We start from the raw sequence: 16,451 nt of genomic DNA on the forward strand, positions 1-16,451 counted from the left end.
AGGAGAGCTTCCTTGACCAACCCGATATCACGCACCCAGTTTCTACGGCTCGCCGCGCTATCGGCGACCGTTCTCATCATGCCTTCCGTAGTCCGTGCGGATGACAAGGAAATCACACGAGACATGATTCTGAACGATCCGGAGACGCCGACCGGCGGCAACCCGAACGGTGATCTCACCATCGTCGACTTCTTCGATTACAATTGTCCGTACTGCAAAGGCGCGGCAAAGTCGCTCGAGAAGGTCGTTAAGGCGGATGGAAATATTCGGCTTGTCTACAGAGACTGGCCGATCCTGCATCCGACGTCCATTATTGGGGCCCGTCTCGCTTTAGCGGCTAAATATCAAGGAAAGTACCTGCCTGTTCATCATGCGTTGATGGACATTCCAGGCTATGGGGTCGCCCAAGAGAGGATGATTGAGGTCACTCGCAGCGCTGGTATCGACGCCGAAAAGCTCGATACCGACATGACAGCACATGCCGACGACATCGCGCGCTTGATCAAGCGCAACTTGAATATCGCCGAGGCGATCGGCTTGCAGGGAACACCAGGCTTTCTTGTCGGCGCGTTCAAGGTCAACCAGGCTTTGAATGAGCAAGGGTTCGTGCGGGTGGTGGCAGACGCGCGCGCACGCCAGAAGGCCAAATAGCCAGCCCAGTTCATTCAGGATCCCACTTTTATGCTGAGTTCTGCTTTTGGCCGCGGCTTGCGGCTTGTCGTGTCCGCTTGCGCCTTGTCCGCCGTCCTTGCGGGGTGTTCTGTGACCGGTGGAACGGTTGCAACCGCGTCGTTCATGCCAACGGCACCCGACATTTCGTCCCACTACGCCGCGCTAGAATCAGAGAAGTTTCCGGTTGATGAGGTCGACACATCGCATGTCGATCCTTTATTTCTCAAGCAGACAGTTACTTACCGATCGCCTTATCCGGCCGGCACAATCGTCGTCGATCCGCATAAGCGCTTCCTCTACCTGGTGCAGAAGGATGGTCAGGCCATCCGTTACGGCGTCGGGGTTGGACGGGAGGGGCTTGCCTTCGCCGGCACCGGAATTGTGCGGGAAAAGCGTGAATGGCCACATTGGACGCCAACCAGCGCCATGATTGCCCGCGAACCCGAGCGCTATAGGAAATGGGCGAAAGGGATGGAAGGCGGCATCGGCAACCCGCTGGGTGCACGCGCCCTTTACCTCTTCAAGGACGGGAAAGACACGCGTTATCGCATTCACGGGACGACCGAGCCCGACAGCATTGGCAAAGCCGTTTCCTCAGGATGCATCCGGATGATGAATCAAGACGTTATCGACCTCTATTCCCGGATCCCGCTCGGAACAAAAGTTGTGGTGCTCTAGACGCATGCGACGTGATGGCTGATTAACATTGGAGCTAATGCGGCGACTGATCTTGCGTTTATTGGCAGCTGCATCGACTGCCTCACAACGAGAACTGGCTGGGGATCTCGATGCTGATCCGCTTTGCGGCCGCCGGTGCGTGGTTCTCCGAACGGCGCTGATCCCGGGCTTGGACCGGAACTCAATGAAAGCGTTCTAAATGCACGGGCGTCTTCGCGACGCACGGTCAGTCGCCCTTAAGCTGGACTTAAGGTGCAGGGTCCCTTTGCAGGGCAGAGTAACCGTCTACAGGGATCACCCTCATGCGTGCTTTTAATCGATCTGTAGAAGCGCTCCGCGATTGGGCGCCGCTGCCCATTCGCCTCATCGTCGGCTATGGCTTCATGGCCCACGGTTTCGCCAAGCTGACTCGCGGACCGGACACGTTCGCGGTGATGCTTCATACCCTCGGCGTTCCTCTGCCGGAGATCGCGGCCTGGGCCACAACGGCCATTGAGATCTTGGGCGGCGCGGCCGTCTTCATAGGCCTGCTCATTCCGATTGCCAGTATACCGATGGCCGTCGTGTTGCTTACGGCTCTGTTTAATGTCCATCTTCCCTACGGATTTTTCTCGGTAAAGCTGGCGCAAGTGACGGAATCCGGCACGAAGTTTGGTCCGGTTGGATATCAAATTCTCCTACTGTATCTCGGCGGGTTGACCACACTCTCACTGAGCGGACCCGGTCGGCTTTCGCTTGATCGCTGGCTCGAAAAATCACGCTTACGAAATGCGCTTTTCTCGCCGCGAACGGGGTAGCACCCGCCTGTAACAAAATGCGTTGCGCAACGAATAACCAGGGCAAGCGTGTAGCTTCGGATGAAAGAATGCGAAAGCGGCGTGAGGGGCCCGCCGCGGAATAAGGGAACATCGCGCAGTGACCACCGAGGAACTGATAAGGGTTCTGGCGGCTGATCGCGTGGTCGGGCCCTCCGTCGACCACTCCTTCCTGGCTGCGTTGTTCTTCGGTACCGGCCTTGTTGCCCTGATCTTCTTCACTACTATCGGCTTCCGCGAGGACATCGTTTGGGCCTTGGGCACGGTACGATTTCTCTTCAAGTTCATGATCGTGCTTCCACTCGCGGTGCTCGCGATAGGGGGAACGTTCCGGAACATGACACCGGTATCGTCACCTGGATGCTGGGAGTGGCTACTTCTGATTCCAGCGATCATGCTGGCCTCGGGTGTCTTCGCGGAGCTGATGGCCGTGCCAAGCTCGCAATGGTTGACGAAGGCGATTGGATCGAACTCGGTCAACTGCATGACCATTATCCCGACACTTGGCGCGGGGCCGCTGATCATGCTCATCGTCGCCTTGCGGCGAGCGGCGTCGTCGAATGCAGGCCTTAGCGGTGCGCTCGCTGGCCTCGCTGCGGGCGGTATTGCCGCGACGTTCTATGCCACGAATTGCTTCGATGATAGCCCCCTGTTCGTCATCACGTGGTATCCGCTGGCAATCGGCATTCTAGTCTTGACCGGCTATCTCGCAGGGCTCCGCTGTCTCCGCTGGTAACGTCGGTCAGGCATTGTTTCCGCCAAGCTCCCTCGAGCGTACCTCTCGGCCGCCGATGGCAAACGAGTCGCTTCCAGGGAGCATCGAACCTTACCCTACATACGGGAGGCGTTTGCACGCCAACCTAAGGCTGGATCCTCGAACATGGTCGCGAGGATCCAGATCAGCGCGCACTTGCCGTGGCGGAAGGTGAGCCCGGTGCGCGACAGAGACCCATTGATTGGTATTCGTCTGCGATTGACGTTTGATGGACCTGTAACCCGTGTCCGCCCAGGGAACGAGTATGGCTGTTTCGTTGTCGAGAACGAACTCACCTTTGTCCGTGACCACCGTCAGTACGGCACGTCCATCATCGTTCCTATCCCGCACGACGGGAACGAGCGCGACTCCTGTGGCCAGCCGGCGTCACAGAATCTTCCGCTTCTGAAGGTCCGCCCAAACCTCAGGCGTAAGGACGATGTCGCAGGCCAACGTTTCCCTGGAGACGCAATCGACCGGATGGTCCGTGCGAAACCAACCCATTGGAGGGGGACGGCCGCGCCGATTGAAGCTCGATCGTTCGCGCTCTCCGCGCTGGCGGATGCTGTAAGGAAGAAGAAAGCAATGCCTGTATTCAGGATACTGGGGCGCCTTCCTGACCATGAGCTTTCCGCGGCGTCTTGATAACATCGTTGACACAGAGAATCTGAAAGACCGATGTGCGATTGCGCTCACTTTGAACGGCCGGGCCAGAAAGATCATTTCCTTGCCGCAGAGAGCGCGGACTGCATGCGATCCACGCCAACGGCACCGACGATGATTTGATCGCCGATAACAAACGCGGGCGTCCCGTTTACGCCAAGAGCCTCGGCTGCCGCGAAGTTCTCACGCAAGATGGTGTCAATCTCCGGGTTCTTCAAATCGCTTCTGAGTTTCGCCTCATCGAGCCCCATGCCGGTCGCGGTGGAGAGCGCGAGAACGCCAGTCATCGATCCCTTGGCTTTCATTGCCGACGTGTAGTAGCGCGCCCGTAACGTAGCGTCAGAAGTCTCGCGAGCCACGGCAAGGGCAAGTCTGCTCGTAGCCGTCGAATCCGGTCCCAGAATCGGAAATTCACGAAAGACCACCCGAAGCTCGGGATTTTTGTCGATCAGCTTCTGGATATCCCCAACCGACGCGCGGCAGTAAGGGCAGTTATAGTCGAAGAATGCGACCAGGCTTTTGCTGCCGTTTGGATTGCCGATGATTGTGCTGCCCCGCGGCGAAAGAAGCTGGCTCCGGTACTGCGCGAGCGCCTTGGCTTGATCCGCTCTCCGCATTTGCTCCGTGCGCCTTTCAAGCTCGATGCTGGCGTCCCTTAGCACCTCCGGGTTCTGAAGGAGGTATTCCTTCACGACCTCGCCGACGGCCTGGCGTTGCTCCGGGGCAAGGGCAAGCGTAGCTCCTCCGAACGGGCCGTGCCCAGGAAGGCGAGGCTGGCGAGCGCGATGATTGAGAGAGCTACCCATCGTGCAACCAATCCAGCTTTCGGACCCTGGCTGGCCACGCGAGTGCATTCAATCCACGCGCGGGTTGACGATTCGATAGATGTCGCTCGCCGGGGGGGATGCACGGGGACGGGCGGCGATCTCATCCAGATCGACGGGTTTCACAATGCAGGCGTCGGCCTCTGCGTCGAGCCAGCGGACGCGCTCCTCAGCACCATCGGTGGTCAGGGCCGGGAGCGGAATGCGATCATCGGCGATCCTCAAACCGGGAGCGAGGTCTCGGCCTGTCCTTTCGGGGTTCGCGAGATCCAGAGCGATGCCATCAAAGCTCGACTTGCACGGGCATGCCTGTCCGCCCGGACTGACTGGGGCGTTCTCCACGCCGAACCCGAGCCGGGGCAGACCGGCCTTGAGGCCCACGTGCAACGGTGAGCTGTCTCCTGTCAGTACGACGCGCATGCGAAAGCTCCTGTATGGGCTGCCCTCGGATGCGAAACTTAACGCTACCTTAAGGTCGATTGACGTTCACGGGCGGCGATGGCGGTCAGCGAAGCACGGCCGGACGGAAGGACCTGCACCGCATACTGGCGATTGCCGACAAAGAGAGGCGGCCCCACGAACTTGGATAGGAAGCGAACGTTGCTAACCGCTTCCCGCGAGCCCTGGCCCGGATCCATGCCCGTTTATCAACGGGACTTTGTGCGGCGCGCCGAACCCTTGTTGTCCAGCAAGCCGAATATTGGGCGCGCGAGTCCTTCAAGGAGGGCGCGCTCGGGCCGAACCCGTGCGAGCACGCGGATGCCAAGCAAGATACCAAGCAGCGATTTTGAAAGATCCGCCGCTGAATGCGCGCGCGTGATTGTTCCGTTCTTTTGACCCTTGGATACGCATCGAAGGAAGAAGGCCTCGACTTCATCGAGGAACATCGCAACGATCACCAGAAAATCAGGATCAAAGGGCGCGCTTTCGATGGCTGAATTCACCAGCATGCAGCCGCGCCGTTGCTTGTCCGTCAACGACCGATTGATGATTTCCTGCAGGAAAACGGTAATGGCTTCGCGGGGCGGATGCGTGGGCTCGATTCGTCGAATGCGCTCGCGGAAGGTTTGATCAAGATACCGGTTCAGCGCCCGCTCGTATAATCCCCGCTTGTCACCGAAGGTGTTGTAGAGACTGGCGCCCGCGATGTTCATCTCGTCGGCCAGATCGCGCACGGATGTCGCCTCATAACCACGCAGCCAGAATCGCTCGATCGCCGCGTCTAGCACGGCGGCTTCGTCAAACTCGCGCGGCCGTGCCATTCTCGCTGGCCTCCATCGTTAAATACCTGATTACATGAAGTAATCCCTTAGCATCCGGCGCGGCATGTTGACAATCTCGGTTGCGGACCTCAACGCTCATCTTCGTGTCATTGACTGGTCATTTTAGATCGTTTGATCTATAATTTCCAGCCTTGCGGAGCCTCGCTTCGTGCGCAGGCGACTGAGGTAAGGAGGAACCGTGGCCCTGTCCCTTGATAACACGCTACCTGGGGCCCTTCGCGCCCAATGGCCTTACGCGCCGCATGAGGCAAGCGTGAACGGCTGGCGCATGCATTATATCGACGAGGGGGTAGGGGACCCGATTGTCTTGCTGCACGGCAATCCGACCTGGGGTTTCCTCTACCGCGACATGATCGGACCCTTGGTGCGGTCTGGTCGCCGCGTGATCGTCCCCGATATGATCGGCTTCGGCCTGTCCGAGAAGCCGACTCGGGAACAGGCGCATTCCCTCGACGGGCATGTTGCCAACCTGACTGCCTTGATGCGCCAGCTCAACTTATCGCGAATCATGCTCGTCTGCCACGACTGGGGCGGCCCAACGGGGCTGTCATTCGCGATGAGCAATCCGGAGCGCGTGCGGGCCCTCACAATCATGAGCACCTGGGCCTGGCCGCTGCCGCCGGCCGAGTTTCACACCCGCATTTTTCCCTGGCGCATGATGCATGCGCCGCTCGTCGGTCCCTATCTTCTTGGCAATCACGGAGCGCTTGCCCGACGTGGCGTCTACTTGTCGGTCGTCGATCGCGAGAAATTCGCGCACGGCGCACAAGCGGCTTATGAGGCGGCGCTCCCGGATGCTGCCTCACGCCTTCTTACCTGGGTGTGGCCGCGCTGGATTCCTCTGGACGAGAATGCGCGCGCGTATGAACGGTTTCAGTGGCTGGAGCAGAAGTTGTCCCGATCGAAGCTGCCCGCCTTGATTATATGGGGACGCGAGGATGACGTCTTCGATGCAACGACTTTTTCGAGTCGATTCAAGCAAATGATGCCCCATGCCGAAGGTCCGCTCCTTGTGACCGGTCGTCACTTCCTGCAAGAAGACTCCGGTCCCGAGATTGCGGACCTCATTCGCCACTTCATGGATCGCCTCGATAAAGGGGAGAAAAGATGATGACCGAAGTCACGGTTATCGAGAATCCGGATTTGCATGGGAAGCGGTTATCCTTCGCCTTGGCCGAGGATCGCGTTGCGCACTACCCCGAATTTCGCGAGTTCTTTGTCCGGACGTTCGAACTGGACCGCAAGGGCCTGGCCGAGCCTGGCTTTGTTCAGGCGCCTTCAGGCCTCGCCTACGCGCTTGTTTTCATTGGCCGCAGTGGCGAGCCGTTCCCATCAGGAATCGAAATTCACGCCATAGTGGAGGCGCTCGAGCCCGTAGACGGCGCGACGCTCGATAGCGATTTGTGGGCGATCCTCCGCTGGATGGTTGGCGGCGTGGGCAGTCCGTGGACAGTTGGGGATTTCGATCGCACGGGGCGGCTTTACCGCGTGCCGGCGGCGCCACCCAACTGAGGACGAGCGATAAGAGACGCCGCAACGCGGCCTTACGCCCTTCCGAAGCCCCAGATAGCTGCTTGCGCCGTCGACACGGTTGTGGCGCAAACGTGTCCCGCGCCGTTGCGACTTGAAGGCAGGAAATTTGCGCATGAACGTGGGGGCGTACGCCCCAATGGGTGACGTCAGCAGGTATCGACCTTCAGCTCAATCGTGTTGGTCACGTTTCGCAAACCGCTCCGCGAGTACGAAACAGCACAAAGCTCGGCTCTAATTCCTATTTTCCGGTGATGAGGCGGCGGTGATCGGCATCACTTGGAAACGGCGCTTGATTCATTTTAGATCACATGATCTAAAACAAATGTCATGACGTCGAACTCAGCCAAAACGACCTTGCCTCGCAAATCACTCGATCGATGGCGGATCACGCGCGGTGTGGGTTGGGCCGGACTATCCGTAGCCATTTTCTCTGGCTGGTTCGTCGTTACCAGGTTAGGGCTGCGGCACGAGCTCCGTATCTGGGACGTCATTGCGCTACGCTTCGGTGAGGGGGCGCTATTTCTCACGCCGGCCCTGCTCGATGGCCCATCGCGATTGGCGCCCCGTGAGTGGCTTCATGGAGTTGTGTTGGCTTTTCTTTGGGGCCCCCCTTTCATCCTTTTGGTCGCTCTTGGGCTGCAGCTCACGACCGCCACACTAATTTCCACTGTAACGCCGACGTTGATGCCCGTGTTTGCCGGCCTCATCGCGTGGGGTTTTTTTAGGCGAAGTCCCGCCAATGCGTCAGTTTGCCGGTTATGCCTTAATCGCAGGCGGGATCCCGCCCTTGATATACAGCGATGTGACAGAGACCGGTGCCTTCGATGTGGGCGGAACCGCAGCTCTCGTGGGCGCGGCTGCCTTGTGGGTTCTCTATACATTGCGGCTGCGACGGGCGCCGCTCACGCCTTTCCAGGCCGCGGCTCTAATCTGCCTTTGGTCCGCGGTCTTCTACCTGCCGATCTACGTCGGCTTCAATCTTTCGAACCTAAGCCAGGCATCCCGCGGTGAATTGCTGTTTCAGTCGATTTATCAAGGCGTCCCGACAAGTGTGGTTGCGATCTTCGCATTCAACCGCGCCGTCTTCTCGCTGGGGACTCGCGCGGCCGCTGCCATCATTGCCCTCGTGCCGGTCACCGCGACCGCGCTCGCCATTCCACTTCTCGGAGAGTTCCCGACCTTCGTCTCCGCGAGCCCCATTTGCGTCATTGCCCTCGGCGTTGTGGCGGCCGCCGCTGGCCACTTTAACAAATTAACGGAGGAGAACTGATGATCCGCTTCTACTACCATCCAACCCCCAATCCTGCCAAAATTGCGCTCCTACTCGAAGAAGTGGGTCTCGCCTACGAGCTCGTTCCGATTGACACGAGCAAAGGCGAACAACACACGGCTCCGTTCCGGTCCATCAATCCGAACGGCAAGGTGCCGGCCATTGTGGACACAGAGGGGCCCGGCGGAAAGGAAACACGAGTATTCGATTCAGGCGCCATTCTACTCTATCTCGCCGAAAAGACAGGCCGCCTGCTCGGGGCCCCGGAGCACAGGGGCGAACTTTTGTCGTGGCTCTTCTTCATCGCGAGCGGCATCGGTCCGTTCTCCGGCCAGGCAGTGCATTTCCAGCACGCCGCCCCTGAGAAGCTGGCCTACGCGATCAATCGCTATCGACGCGAGGTCGAACGTCATTACGAGGTGCTCGACACCCATCTGACGGATCGCAGTTTTATCGTCGGCGACAGCTTCACGATCGCCGATATCTCGGCCTGGGGGTGGCTCGACCGCGCACCGCGCGTTCTGCCTGGCGACGACGCGCCACTCGCGCCATTCCCGAATCTGCAGCGCTGGTTCGCGGCCGTAGATGGTCGTCCGTCGGTGATCAAGGCGCGAGCTGTCGGCAAGGGTCACGTATTCAAGAAGGAAGTGGATGAGGAAACGCGACGGGCATTGTTTCCATCCAATTACCCAAAGGTGGCCCGCTGAAACTCACGGGAGGATAGAATGAATCTACAGGGCAAGCGGGTGCTCATTACCGGTGGCTCCAGCGGCATCGGCTACGCCTTCGCCGAAGCTGCGCTGGGCAAGGGTGCAAACGTCATGATCACCGGCCGTCGGGCCGACGTTTTGCGCAAGGCCGCCAAGCAGCTTGGTGAACGCGGCCGCGTCGAATGCGTGGCGGCCGACGTAGGTACGGAAGAGGGACGCAAAGAGACGCTCGCTGCGGCGCTCAAGTCGCTGGGCGGGCTCGATGTACTCGTGAACAACGCTGGCGGCGTGAGGGCGGGGCGGCTCGAAGAGACGACCGAAGCTGAAATACGCGCAATGATCGAAGTCGACCTTGTCGCGCCGATCCTGTTAACGCGAGCCGCCTTGCCTGCGCTACGGGCGAGCGGGGAAGGATTGGTTGTGAACGTGACGTCCGGCATCGCGCTGGTGGCAGCTCCGTTCTACGCGACCTATGCCGGGGTCAAGGCAGGCCTGGCCAAGTTTGGTGAATCGCTCCGACGCGAGCTGAAGGGTGAAGGTGTGCATGTCATGACCGTCTATCCTGGCGCGACGGAAACGCCGATGATGAGCTCCAATCGCGCGGGGCCGGAACTTGGTTTCACCCGTGAATCCGCCGGCGCCGTCGCTGAAGCCATTATCGCAGGGATTGAACAAGGTGCCTTCGACGTGATCCGCGGTGGCGAAGCCAGGGCAAAGATGATTGCGCTCAATCGGGACAATCCGGCGGCGCTCGATCAACGTTTCCTCGATCTCAAGCCAGCATTAGCAGACGCAGTGCGCGATCATTCGGCGCTTTAGGGCGAAGAACGACATGTGACCCCGAGAGAAGATACAGGCGATGACCCGCATTGACGATGAAGCAGGCAGGACCGCGCGCCTCAACGGTGCGGTGGCCGCTGCCCTCATGGCGAGGCTGCTGAACTCCGCGCGAATCCGCCCCATATCCGCCAGCCTCCAGTATTGGCCGAAAAGCTTCCTGGCTAGTCGGCCATGTTGAGGATCTGGGGCAGAGCGAATTCGATCAATGTCCAGAAAGTACTCTGGTGCTGCGGTGAGCTCGGCCTCGATTTTGAAGGAGTGGATGCGGGGAATGACTTCGGACTAACGCGGACGCCGGCATACCTTGCGCTCAACCCCAACGGCCTTGTACCTACCATCGAGGACGGCAATTTCCGCCTCTGGGAATCGAACGTCATTGTGCGCTATTTGCGCACAAGGATCCGGATGCGCGCCTTTTGCCCGTCCGATGTGCAAATGCGTTTCGACGCAGAACGGTGGATGGACTGGCAGGCAACCGTGTTCTGGCCAGCCTTGCGCCCACTGTTCATCCAGCTTGTCCGCACGTCTCCTGATACGTGACGCCTCGGTCATCGCGCGAGGCGAGCAACTGTCATTGGCGTCCGTGCGGATGCTGGATGCGCAGCTTTCCGGCCGTATGTTTGTGGGAGGGACAGCTTCAGTATGGGCGATATCCGAGCAGCCGTGGCCGTTCACCGCTGGTACGAACTTGACACGCGTCACATCTGCAAAGCTGGTACGAACGCATATGTGCGCGCAAGCCGTTTCAGCGGGTGGTGATGAAGCCCCTGAGCTAGCCGACCTGCTCAGACGATGTGGCAATTCACATAGGGCTGGTCGTCCACGGACACGACCACATGGTCGCCGGGTCTTACCGGATAAAGCCCAAGCGGCGTACCGGCAAGGATCAGGTCTCCTGGGGTAAGCGCCACGCCGAAGCGGGCCAAATCATGTTTCAGCCAGTCAAGGGCCTCGACCGGACCCCCGCGCATGGCCCACAAAGCACCGGCATCGACCACGGCTCCGTTGATAGCGACCGAAAGCCTCTCGGCATTGGTCCAGCGCGCAAGTGGCATCATGGCATCGTTCTGGGGAAGAACGGCTCCCGCATTGATGCCGTTGTTCGCGACAAGCTCGACTAGCGTCTTTCGCTGGCCGCGGAACACGAAGTGATGCAGTTCAATAACGGGAAAGGCGGCGGCAATACCGCCGTCGGAGCCGAAGCGAAGCGCCATTTCTCCTTCAATTGCCAGGTTGGCGTACGCGCTGTGCCGAAGCCGATCGCCGGAGGACCGAAGTTCGCTCCTGAACAAGCGCGCATGAATAGGTCCACTCATCCCGAATTGCTCTTCGATGGCAGGCCCGATGCATCCGACCTTGTAGCCGGCGACCATGTCTCCGGCAGCACAGCGGAGGCGGGCGATCTCCATCTGGAGCTGGTAGGATTCGTGAAGCGTCAGCGCGAGCAAAGGGTCCGCGAGGGACTGTCCTGGAGAGCCGTGCTGGTAATCGCGCCACTGCCGAACAGCCAATGCTTTCAACAGATCGTCCGGAACGCTTGCGCTGCTTGCGATCACGGCTTAATCGAGCCGGTATTTCGCAAGAACGTCATCGTTCCAAGCGAGACCGTTTCCGGGGCTGTCCGAAATGATGGCCATACCGTCTTTGATGACGAGCGGCTCCTGCAGAATCGGGTTCGCCCAATCAACATATTCGAGCCAGTGACGGCCGGGCGTCGCCGCCATCAGGTGTGCGCTCACCTCGGGGAATAGATGCGACGAGACTTCCCGGCCATAGGCGGCGGCCAGTCCCGCCGCACACTGCCAGCCAGTGACACCGCCAATCCGATCCAGGTCGAGCATGACATAGTCGGACGCATCCGCCTCCAGCGCGGCCGCCATGGGGGCAAGGCCGGTGAAATTCTCACCAATCTGAATGGGAGTCCGTGCCGCCTGAGCGATGCGCGCCATGTGGCGATAGTCGTCGTGCCGGGTGGGCTCTTCGATCCAGTAAACGCCTTCCTGATCGAGCGCGAGCGCATACGTCATGGCATCCGAAAACGTCAGCGCCTGATTGAAGTCGACCATGAGCCGCACGGCATCCGGGATCCGCTTTCGGACTGCGCGGACAGTCGCCAGATCGTGCTCAAAATGACCTCGCCCAAGCCTGAGTTTCACGCCGGTAAACCCGCCTTCGAGCAGTGCTTCGGCCTCGTCGGCGGCGGCCTCCGGAGCCATGAGGCCCAGCCCATTGCTGTTATAGGCGGGAATCGGGTGGCGGGCCGCACCTAGGTAGGTCGCGAGCGGCATTCCTGCCGCCTTTGCAAGCGCATCCCAAGCCGCCGTGTCGACGGAGGATGCTACCATCGCCAACGGCCCGGTCACGCCCGGGAGGCGGAAATAGCGCGAAACCGCCCGCGCCAAATCCAGCGGGACGAGGAGCTGGCCGGCCAACTGCGTGCTAAGCTCGGCAACAATAGGAACGAGAGAGCGCGCAATTGAAGGTTGATAGCAGAACGCATAGGCGTGACCAGCGACGCCGTCCTCGGTCAGGAGATCGAGAAGCAATAGGCATGCTTCATCAATGCTTCTGGCGCTGGTCCCGAGTGGCCGGTTCATTGGTAACCTGACGGCCGTTCCCGTCAGCGAGCGGAGCACCGGCGGGTCGAACTTCGTCAATCGGTTTTCTCCGATGTGGGCCGGGTCGCGCCGTGCTTGCGAACCAGTAATCGTTTTAGATCAGTTGATCCAAAATGGCTTGTCTTATGCTGTTCGTCAATACCGTCAGCAGGAGGCCACACCAGAGGTACGCATGTCGTGGCCGAAGCGACCTCAACCACGACATGGCGGAGGTGTCTGTTCGATGGCCGCATTAACTTCATCGCGGCGCGACTCAACCAGGCCGACCCCTCCATCAACCACCATCTCCGGGGTGTAGGATCCGTCACCAAAACGGCGACCGTACCGATCCTGACGCGATGTGGCCGCCTCCAGTGAGAACGGGTCCTTCCAACGAGGCGATCCCAATACGTGACGTGAAAGGCTAGTGGCAGGACATCCGGCCGGCCTTTCGTCATCTCGTTGAGAAAGGCATTCGCCGGCGGACACGACGAACAGCCCTGCGACGTAAAGAGTTCAACGACCACGGGGCGTTCAGCCGCAGGAGCCATCATAGGCAGCAGGCCCAAAGCCAGGCCGGCAAGGGTGAAAAGGCGCAGAGAGATCACACTCCTCCAGTTCGCTGTCTTCCTGTTTCGACGCCAAGCGTTTCGTTACGGGAGAGGTCAACACGAAATGGTGAGCGTGGGGATGGCTAAGCGTTGTGTGGGACTAGGAAGGCTCGGCGGAATACTATTTCGGCCCGCGAATGAAGCGATTTTGCTTCCGTGGCGCGTTTCGGACATTGCGTCTGGTTCTTGGGTATAGGTCGGAGACGAGCCTACACCACCTATTCAGGCCCAGAGAAACTGGTGTTCGTGCCCATCGAACGACGTGGTCATGCACCTTGCTTCCGTGCGAGCGCGGCGACAGAGATGGGCATCGACACCGCGCACGTCGTGTGACTTCTCCAGATCAAACGTAAGAGGCACTCATGTACGGCTCGAGCACGCTTCGCGCTCGAACAGACCACGTCACTATCTGTGGCGATAACTGTGACGGGCTTTCCTTGGCTTGCGCCGCCCGGCGTAAGTCATTGATCTCTTGGTGGGCCCGCAGGACTCGAACCTGCAACCCGACCGTTATGAGCGGCGGGATATCGGCTAGCTTCGTTGATTTTGCTGTGGTTTCGTTCGGGTTCGCTCGCGTTCGTTGCCTTTTGGCGAAGTCGTTTCTGGTGCGAAACTGGTGCGGTCACGCCTACGCGTGCAGACGGGCCGGGATTGACATCTACAGGACTCTTTCAGGACGATGATTGAGCGGATCGACTTCGCCAAGGCTGAAACAGGGGTTCGATTCCCCTAGGGAGCGCCAGCAAACTCAGGCACTTAGGTAGCCATCAGCCGCGTTCGTTGAATAATGGTTGAATAAGACGCTGGTGAACAGCGGCGAACGCTTGGGGAATTTGCTGCTGACATTAGCAAGATTAGCCTCGGCGCCATGCCTCACTGTGGCTGGCGCATTTCCGAAAAATTTCCTCATAGCCCTTGGTGTCCGGAAATATTCAAAGCGCCGCTGACGTGCGCTGTCGTACGCGAGCGCCCTCGGATGTTCGCATTGACGTTGCTCGTCGCACAATCAACTCTTGTCCTGTCGAGCTTTGTGCGAATAGGAGGGCCACGTGAGATACAGTCGACGTGAGAAAACTGGCGGACAACAGTCACAAGTCAGTCTATCCGCTCCGAAAGCCGCAGAACCGAGCACGATGCCATTCGCCCAGCGGCTCACCTGCACGATTGACGATGCATGCGAAGTGACCGGCTTGGGACGCACGAAGCTTTACGAGTTGATAGGAGCTGGGCGTATCGTCACGACAACGATCGGACGTCGGCGACTAGTAGTGGTGCGCTCACTTATGGCGCTCCTTGACACCAACATGTCGAACTAATGGACGTGCGACTTAAGGGAGCAACCCCCTTTTCCTCAGGCACTCATTTTGATGACGCGACCGTGCTCCCTTAGCCGGTCGAACTCGTCCGCCCACCACCGCACGTCCGCGCGGCGCTCCTGCCAGAATTCGGCCGCATGGGTAGTGAGAGGCGGGCAGCACTCACAGCCTCAGCCAGACTGTTATGAGCGGCAGATTATCGATCAGCTTCGTTGATTTTGCTGCGTTTTCGTTTGAGGTCGATCGCGTTCGTTGCGTTTTGTTGGGGTCGTTTCTGGTGCGAAACTGGTGCGGTTAGTGAATCGGGATCGGACCTGGCTAGCCCCGATCGTTCGGAACACTGCATGTCGGGGTGTGAGTCTGTCCCATGATGGATTGGAACGGGACATTTCGAAAAGCGAGGCATCATCAGTACTTAAGCGTTGTCGCCTTGCGCCATGCTGTACCAAATGCTGTACCGCCCGGCTGACGCGTCCTCTTTAGCGGACAGAATTCGGCTTCTTGCGGCGTTCGGTGGCCGCAGCGAGTTGTAGTCGTATCTGCGAATTTAGCGGATCGAGCTTGCAGCTAACTTCATGCGAAAGATTGGAGGCGATATCGGCGTGGGGTTGGTAGCGCTCCCCCCGCTACCAAAGCTGCGAGCCGACGCTCCCGTGGCCGAGAAGAGGATGCGTAGCTATCAGACTGCCGGGATCTTCCATGACGAACCGATCGCCGCAACCGAACAGCAGTCGCGCAATGAGCGGGCCAGGGAAGGTCCCACGGACGTGTTATTCCAGAGAGCCGTCGAATCCAGCGCATCCTCGCTTCGACGACCGCTTGTCTTGAGGAGACAGATCGCCTCCTGGCTCGAGGTGCTGCGCTCCGACAAGCGCGATCTTCACGGGGCGCAGCAGATCGCTGATTGGATGCGTGCCCAGCAACCGCCATCTAAGGCGGCGAGTTCGACTTAGTTGACAGCCGTCTCGCCGAACAGCGTCTCGATCAGCGGGCATTCAGGCAGCGTGCCGTCACCACATTGGGCGACCACGTCCTTAAGCACGCGCTCCATGCGCTTCAAATCGGCGATCTTCGCGCGGACATCCTGGAGGTGGATCGCCGCGACGGCGCGTGCCTCTGCGCAGGGCTGATCGCGTTCGTCGACGAGACGCAGCAGCGCTCGGATCTCATCCAAGGAGAAGCCAAGTTCACGTGCCCTCAGCACGAACCGAAGACGGCGCTCATGCGTCGTGTCGTAACTGCGATAGCCGCCCGCGGTACGCGGCGGCTCCGGCAAGAGGCCGACTTTTTCGTAGTAGCGCACGGTCTCCAGATTGCTGCCGGTCCGCCGGGCCAGTTCGGCCCGCTGCATACCCCTCACAACAGCTTGATCGCGCATCAAAAGGTTCCGCTTGAGCCTGTAGCCACTACAGACTTCATCCTACGCCGCACGATCGATTTCAGCAAGGAAAGCGAGGGCGGAGATGATTGCATCGCGATCCGGAACACCGGGGGTAGCGGCGGCCGAGCTGCCTGCGTCCAAGCGGGGCGAGGTCGCACGGCAGCGCCTGGTCGCCGCCGGCGGCATTCTCGGCGCGCTCGCAGCATCTTCGTGCTGCATCGTCCCGCTCGTTCTGTTCAGCCTCGGCATCGGCGGCGCCTGGATCGGCAATCTGACGGCGCTCGCACCCTACAAGCCGTTCTTCGTCGCCGGAACGACGGGCCTGCTCGGCTACGGCTTCTATCTCGTCTACTGGAAGCCCAAGCGCGCCTGCGCCGACGCTGCTGCCTGCGCCCGTCCTATCCCCAGCCGCATCGTTCAGCTCGCGCTCTGGATCGCCACCGTGATCGTCCTGTCCGCCTTCGCCTTCGACTACATCGCCCCGCTGCTGCTTCGCGCCTGAGA

At 59.8% G+C, this 16,451-nt stretch carries 21 protein-coding genes and 2 pseudogenes; 14 read left to right on the top strand and 9 right to left on the bottom strand.

The window, feature by feature from the left end; all coding sequences use genetic code 11:
- The first annotated feature begins 12 nt into the window (after window positions 1-12).
- The 4 genes from V1278_RS09330 to V1278_RS09345 all read left to right on the top strand — a co-directional run bounded on the left by V1278_RS09330 (window position 13) and on the right by V1278_RS09345 (window position 2,901).
- Complete coding sequence (locus V1278_RS09330; RefSeq protein ID WP_334380436.1) at window positions 13-651, top strand: DsbA family protein; 639 nt, start codon at window positions 13-15, stop codon at window positions 649-651.
- Between the two features lie 30 nt (window positions 652-681).
- Window positions 682-1,350 carry a L,D-transpeptidase gene (locus V1278_RS09335; protein ID WP_334380437.1) on the top strand — a complete coding sequence of 223 codons (669 nt, stop codon included), beginning with the start codon at window positions 682-684 and terminating at the stop codon, window positions 1,348-1,350.
- Between the two features lie 302 nt (window positions 1,351-1,652).
- Complete coding sequence (locus V1278_RS09340; RefSeq protein ID WP_334380438.1) at window positions 1,653-2,147, top strand: DoxX family protein; 495 nt, start codon at window positions 1,653-1,655, stop codon at window positions 2,145-2,147.
- 118 nt (window positions 2,148-2,265) lie between these two features.
- On the top strand, window positions 2,266-2,901 hold the full coding sequence (locus V1278_RS09345; RefSeq protein WP_334380439.1) for an NrsF family protein: 636 nt from the start codon (window positions 2,266-2,268) through the stop codon (window positions 2,899-2,901).
- A 90-nt stretch (window positions 2,902-2,991) separates the two neighbouring features.
- On the opposite strand, the gene V1278_RS09350 is transcribed toward V1278_RS09345, so the two are convergent.
- The 4 genes from V1278_RS09350 to V1278_RS09365 form a co-directional block, all read right to left on the bottom strand.
- The gene (locus V1278_RS09350; RefSeq protein WP_334380440.1) at window positions 2,992-3,270 is read right to left on the bottom strand and encodes a transglutaminase-like cysteine peptidase; all 279 of its coding nucleotides are present in this window, start codon (window positions 3,268-3,270) and stop codon (window positions 2,992-2,994) included.
- Between the two features lie 368 nt (window positions 3,271-3,638).
- Window positions 3,639-4,436 (bottom strand): DsbA family protein, encoded by a 798-nt coding sequence (locus V1278_RS09355; RefSeq protein WP_334380441.1) that lies wholly within the window; start codon window positions 4,434-4,436, stop codon window positions 3,639-3,641.
- A complete protein-coding gene (locus V1278_RS09360) occupies window positions 4,437-4,826 on the bottom strand; it encodes a hypothetical protein (protein ID WP_334380442.1) in 390 nt (129 codons plus the stop codon).
- 227 nt (window positions 4,827-5,053) lie between these two features.
- On the bottom strand, window positions 5,054-5,668 hold the full coding sequence (locus V1278_RS09365; protein ID WP_334380443.1) for a TetR/AcrR family transcriptional regulator: 615 nt from the start codon (window positions 5,666-5,668) through the stop codon (window positions 5,054-5,056).
- Between the two features lie 199 nt (window positions 5,669-5,867).
- On the opposite strand from V1278_RS09365, the gene V1278_RS09370 reads away from it, so the two are divergent.
- The 7 genes and pseudogenes from V1278_RS09370 to V1278_RS09395 all read left to right on the top strand — a co-directional run bounded on the left by V1278_RS09370 (window position 5,868) and on the right by V1278_RS09395 (window position 10,582).
- Window positions 5,868-6,800 (top strand): alpha/beta fold hydrolase, encoded by a 933-nt coding sequence (locus V1278_RS09370; RefSeq protein ID WP_334380444.1) that lies wholly within the window; start codon window positions 5,868-5,870, stop codon window positions 6,798-6,800.
- Complete coding sequence (locus V1278_RS09375) at window positions 6,797-7,201, top strand: hypothetical protein (RefSeq protein WP_334380445.1); 405 nt, start codon at window positions 6,797-6,799, stop codon at window positions 7,199-7,201. The genes V1278_RS09370 and V1278_RS09375 overlap by 4 nt, the downstream gene beginning before the upstream one ends.
- A gap of 348 nt (window positions 7,202-7,549) precedes the next feature.
- Window positions 7,550-7,915 (top strand): annotated as a pseudogene (locus V1278_RS36880) (EamA family transporter); the annotation flags it as partial.
- A 46-nt stretch (window positions 7,916-7,961) separates the two neighbouring features.
- Entirely contained in the window at window positions 7,962-8,492 is a 531-nt protein-coding gene (locus tag V1278_RS09380) for an EamA family transporter (protein ID WP_334380446.1), read from the top strand.
- The gene (locus V1278_RS09385; RefSeq protein WP_334380447.1) at window positions 8,492-9,199 is read left to right on the top strand and encodes a glutathione S-transferase family protein; all 708 of its coding nucleotides are present in this window, start codon (window positions 8,492-8,494) and stop codon (window positions 9,197-9,199) included. Before V1278_RS09380 ends, V1278_RS09385 begins: the two co-directional genes overlap by 1 nt.
- An 18-nt stretch (window positions 9,200-9,217) precedes the next feature.
- Window positions 9,218-10,021, top strand: coding sequence for an SDR family NAD(P)-dependent oxidoreductase (locus V1278_RS09390; RefSeq protein ID WP_334380448.1), 804 nt, complete (start codon window positions 9,218-9,220; stop codon window positions 10,019-10,021).
- 192 nt (window positions 10,022-10,213) lie between these two features.
- Window positions 10,214-10,582, top strand: a complete 369-nt coding sequence (locus tag V1278_RS09395; protein WP_334380449.1) for a glutathione S-transferase — start codon at window positions 10,214-10,216, stop codon at window positions 10,580-10,582.
- Between the two features lie 245 nt (window positions 10,583-10,827).
- On the opposite strand, the gene V1278_RS09400 is transcribed toward V1278_RS09395, so the two are convergent.
- From V1278_RS09400 to V1278_RS36890, 4 genes and pseudogenes are all read right to left on the bottom strand, one after another.
- Complete coding sequence (locus tag V1278_RS09400; RefSeq protein ID WP_334380450.1) at window positions 10,828-11,598, bottom strand: 2-keto-4-pentenoate hydratase; 771 nt, start codon at window positions 11,596-11,598, stop codon at window positions 10,828-10,830.
- 3 nt (window positions 11,599-11,601) lie between these two features.
- Complete coding sequence (locus V1278_RS09405) at window positions 11,602-12,699, bottom strand: enolase C-terminal domain-like protein (protein WP_334380451.1); 1,098 nt, start codon at window positions 12,697-12,699, stop codon at window positions 11,602-11,604.
- 153 nt (window positions 12,700-12,852) lie between these two features.
- Entirely contained in the window at window positions 12,853-13,128 is a 276-nt protein-coding gene (locus V1278_RS36885; protein WP_442894624.1) for a DUF1223 domain-containing protein, read from the bottom strand.
- A pseudogene (locus V1278_RS36890) lies at window positions 13,095-13,193 on the bottom strand (DUF1223 domain-containing protein); the annotation flags it as partial. The gene V1278_RS36885 and the pseudogene V1278_RS36890, both read right to left, overlap by 34 nt.
- 1,190 nt (window positions 13,194-14,383) lie before the next feature.
- Between V1278_RS36890 and V1278_RS36895 the strand changes: the two are divergent.
- Complete coding sequence (locus V1278_RS36895) at window positions 14,384-14,566, top strand: helix-turn-helix domain-containing protein (RefSeq protein WP_442894644.1); 183 nt, start codon at window positions 14,384-14,386, stop codon at window positions 14,564-14,566.
- A gap of 668 nt (window positions 14,567-15,234) precedes the next feature.
- Window positions 15,235-15,519 carry a hypothetical protein gene (locus tag V1278_RS09415; protein ID WP_334380452.1) on the top strand — a complete coding sequence of 95 codons (285 nt, stop codon included), beginning with the start codon at window positions 15,235-15,237 and terminating at the stop codon, window positions 15,517-15,519.
- Here V1278_RS09415 and V1278_RS09420 read toward each other — a convergent pair.
- Window positions 15,516-15,944: a MerR family transcriptional regulator gene (locus V1278_RS09420; protein ID WP_334380453.1), complete on the bottom strand. Its 429-nt coding sequence runs from the start codon at window positions 15,942-15,944 to the stop codon at window positions 15,516-15,518. The two genes, V1278_RS09415 and V1278_RS09420, sit on opposite strands and share 4 nt — an antisense overlap.
- An 85-nt stretch (window positions 15,945-16,029) precedes the next feature.
- Between V1278_RS09420 and V1278_RS09425 the strand changes: the two genes are divergently transcribed.
- Complete coding sequence (locus V1278_RS09425) at window positions 16,030-16,449, top strand: mercuric transporter MerT family protein (RefSeq protein ID WP_334380454.1); 420 nt, start codon at window positions 16,030-16,032, stop codon at window positions 16,447-16,449.
- Window positions 16,450-16,451 lie beyond the last annotated feature (2 nt).

Origin of the sequence: Bradyrhizobium sp. AZCC 1577 (genome assembly GCF_036924575.1) — a bacterium.
Classification (GTDB): Bacteria; Pseudomonadota; Alphaproteobacteria; order Rhizobiales; family Xanthobacteraceae; genus Bradyrhizobium.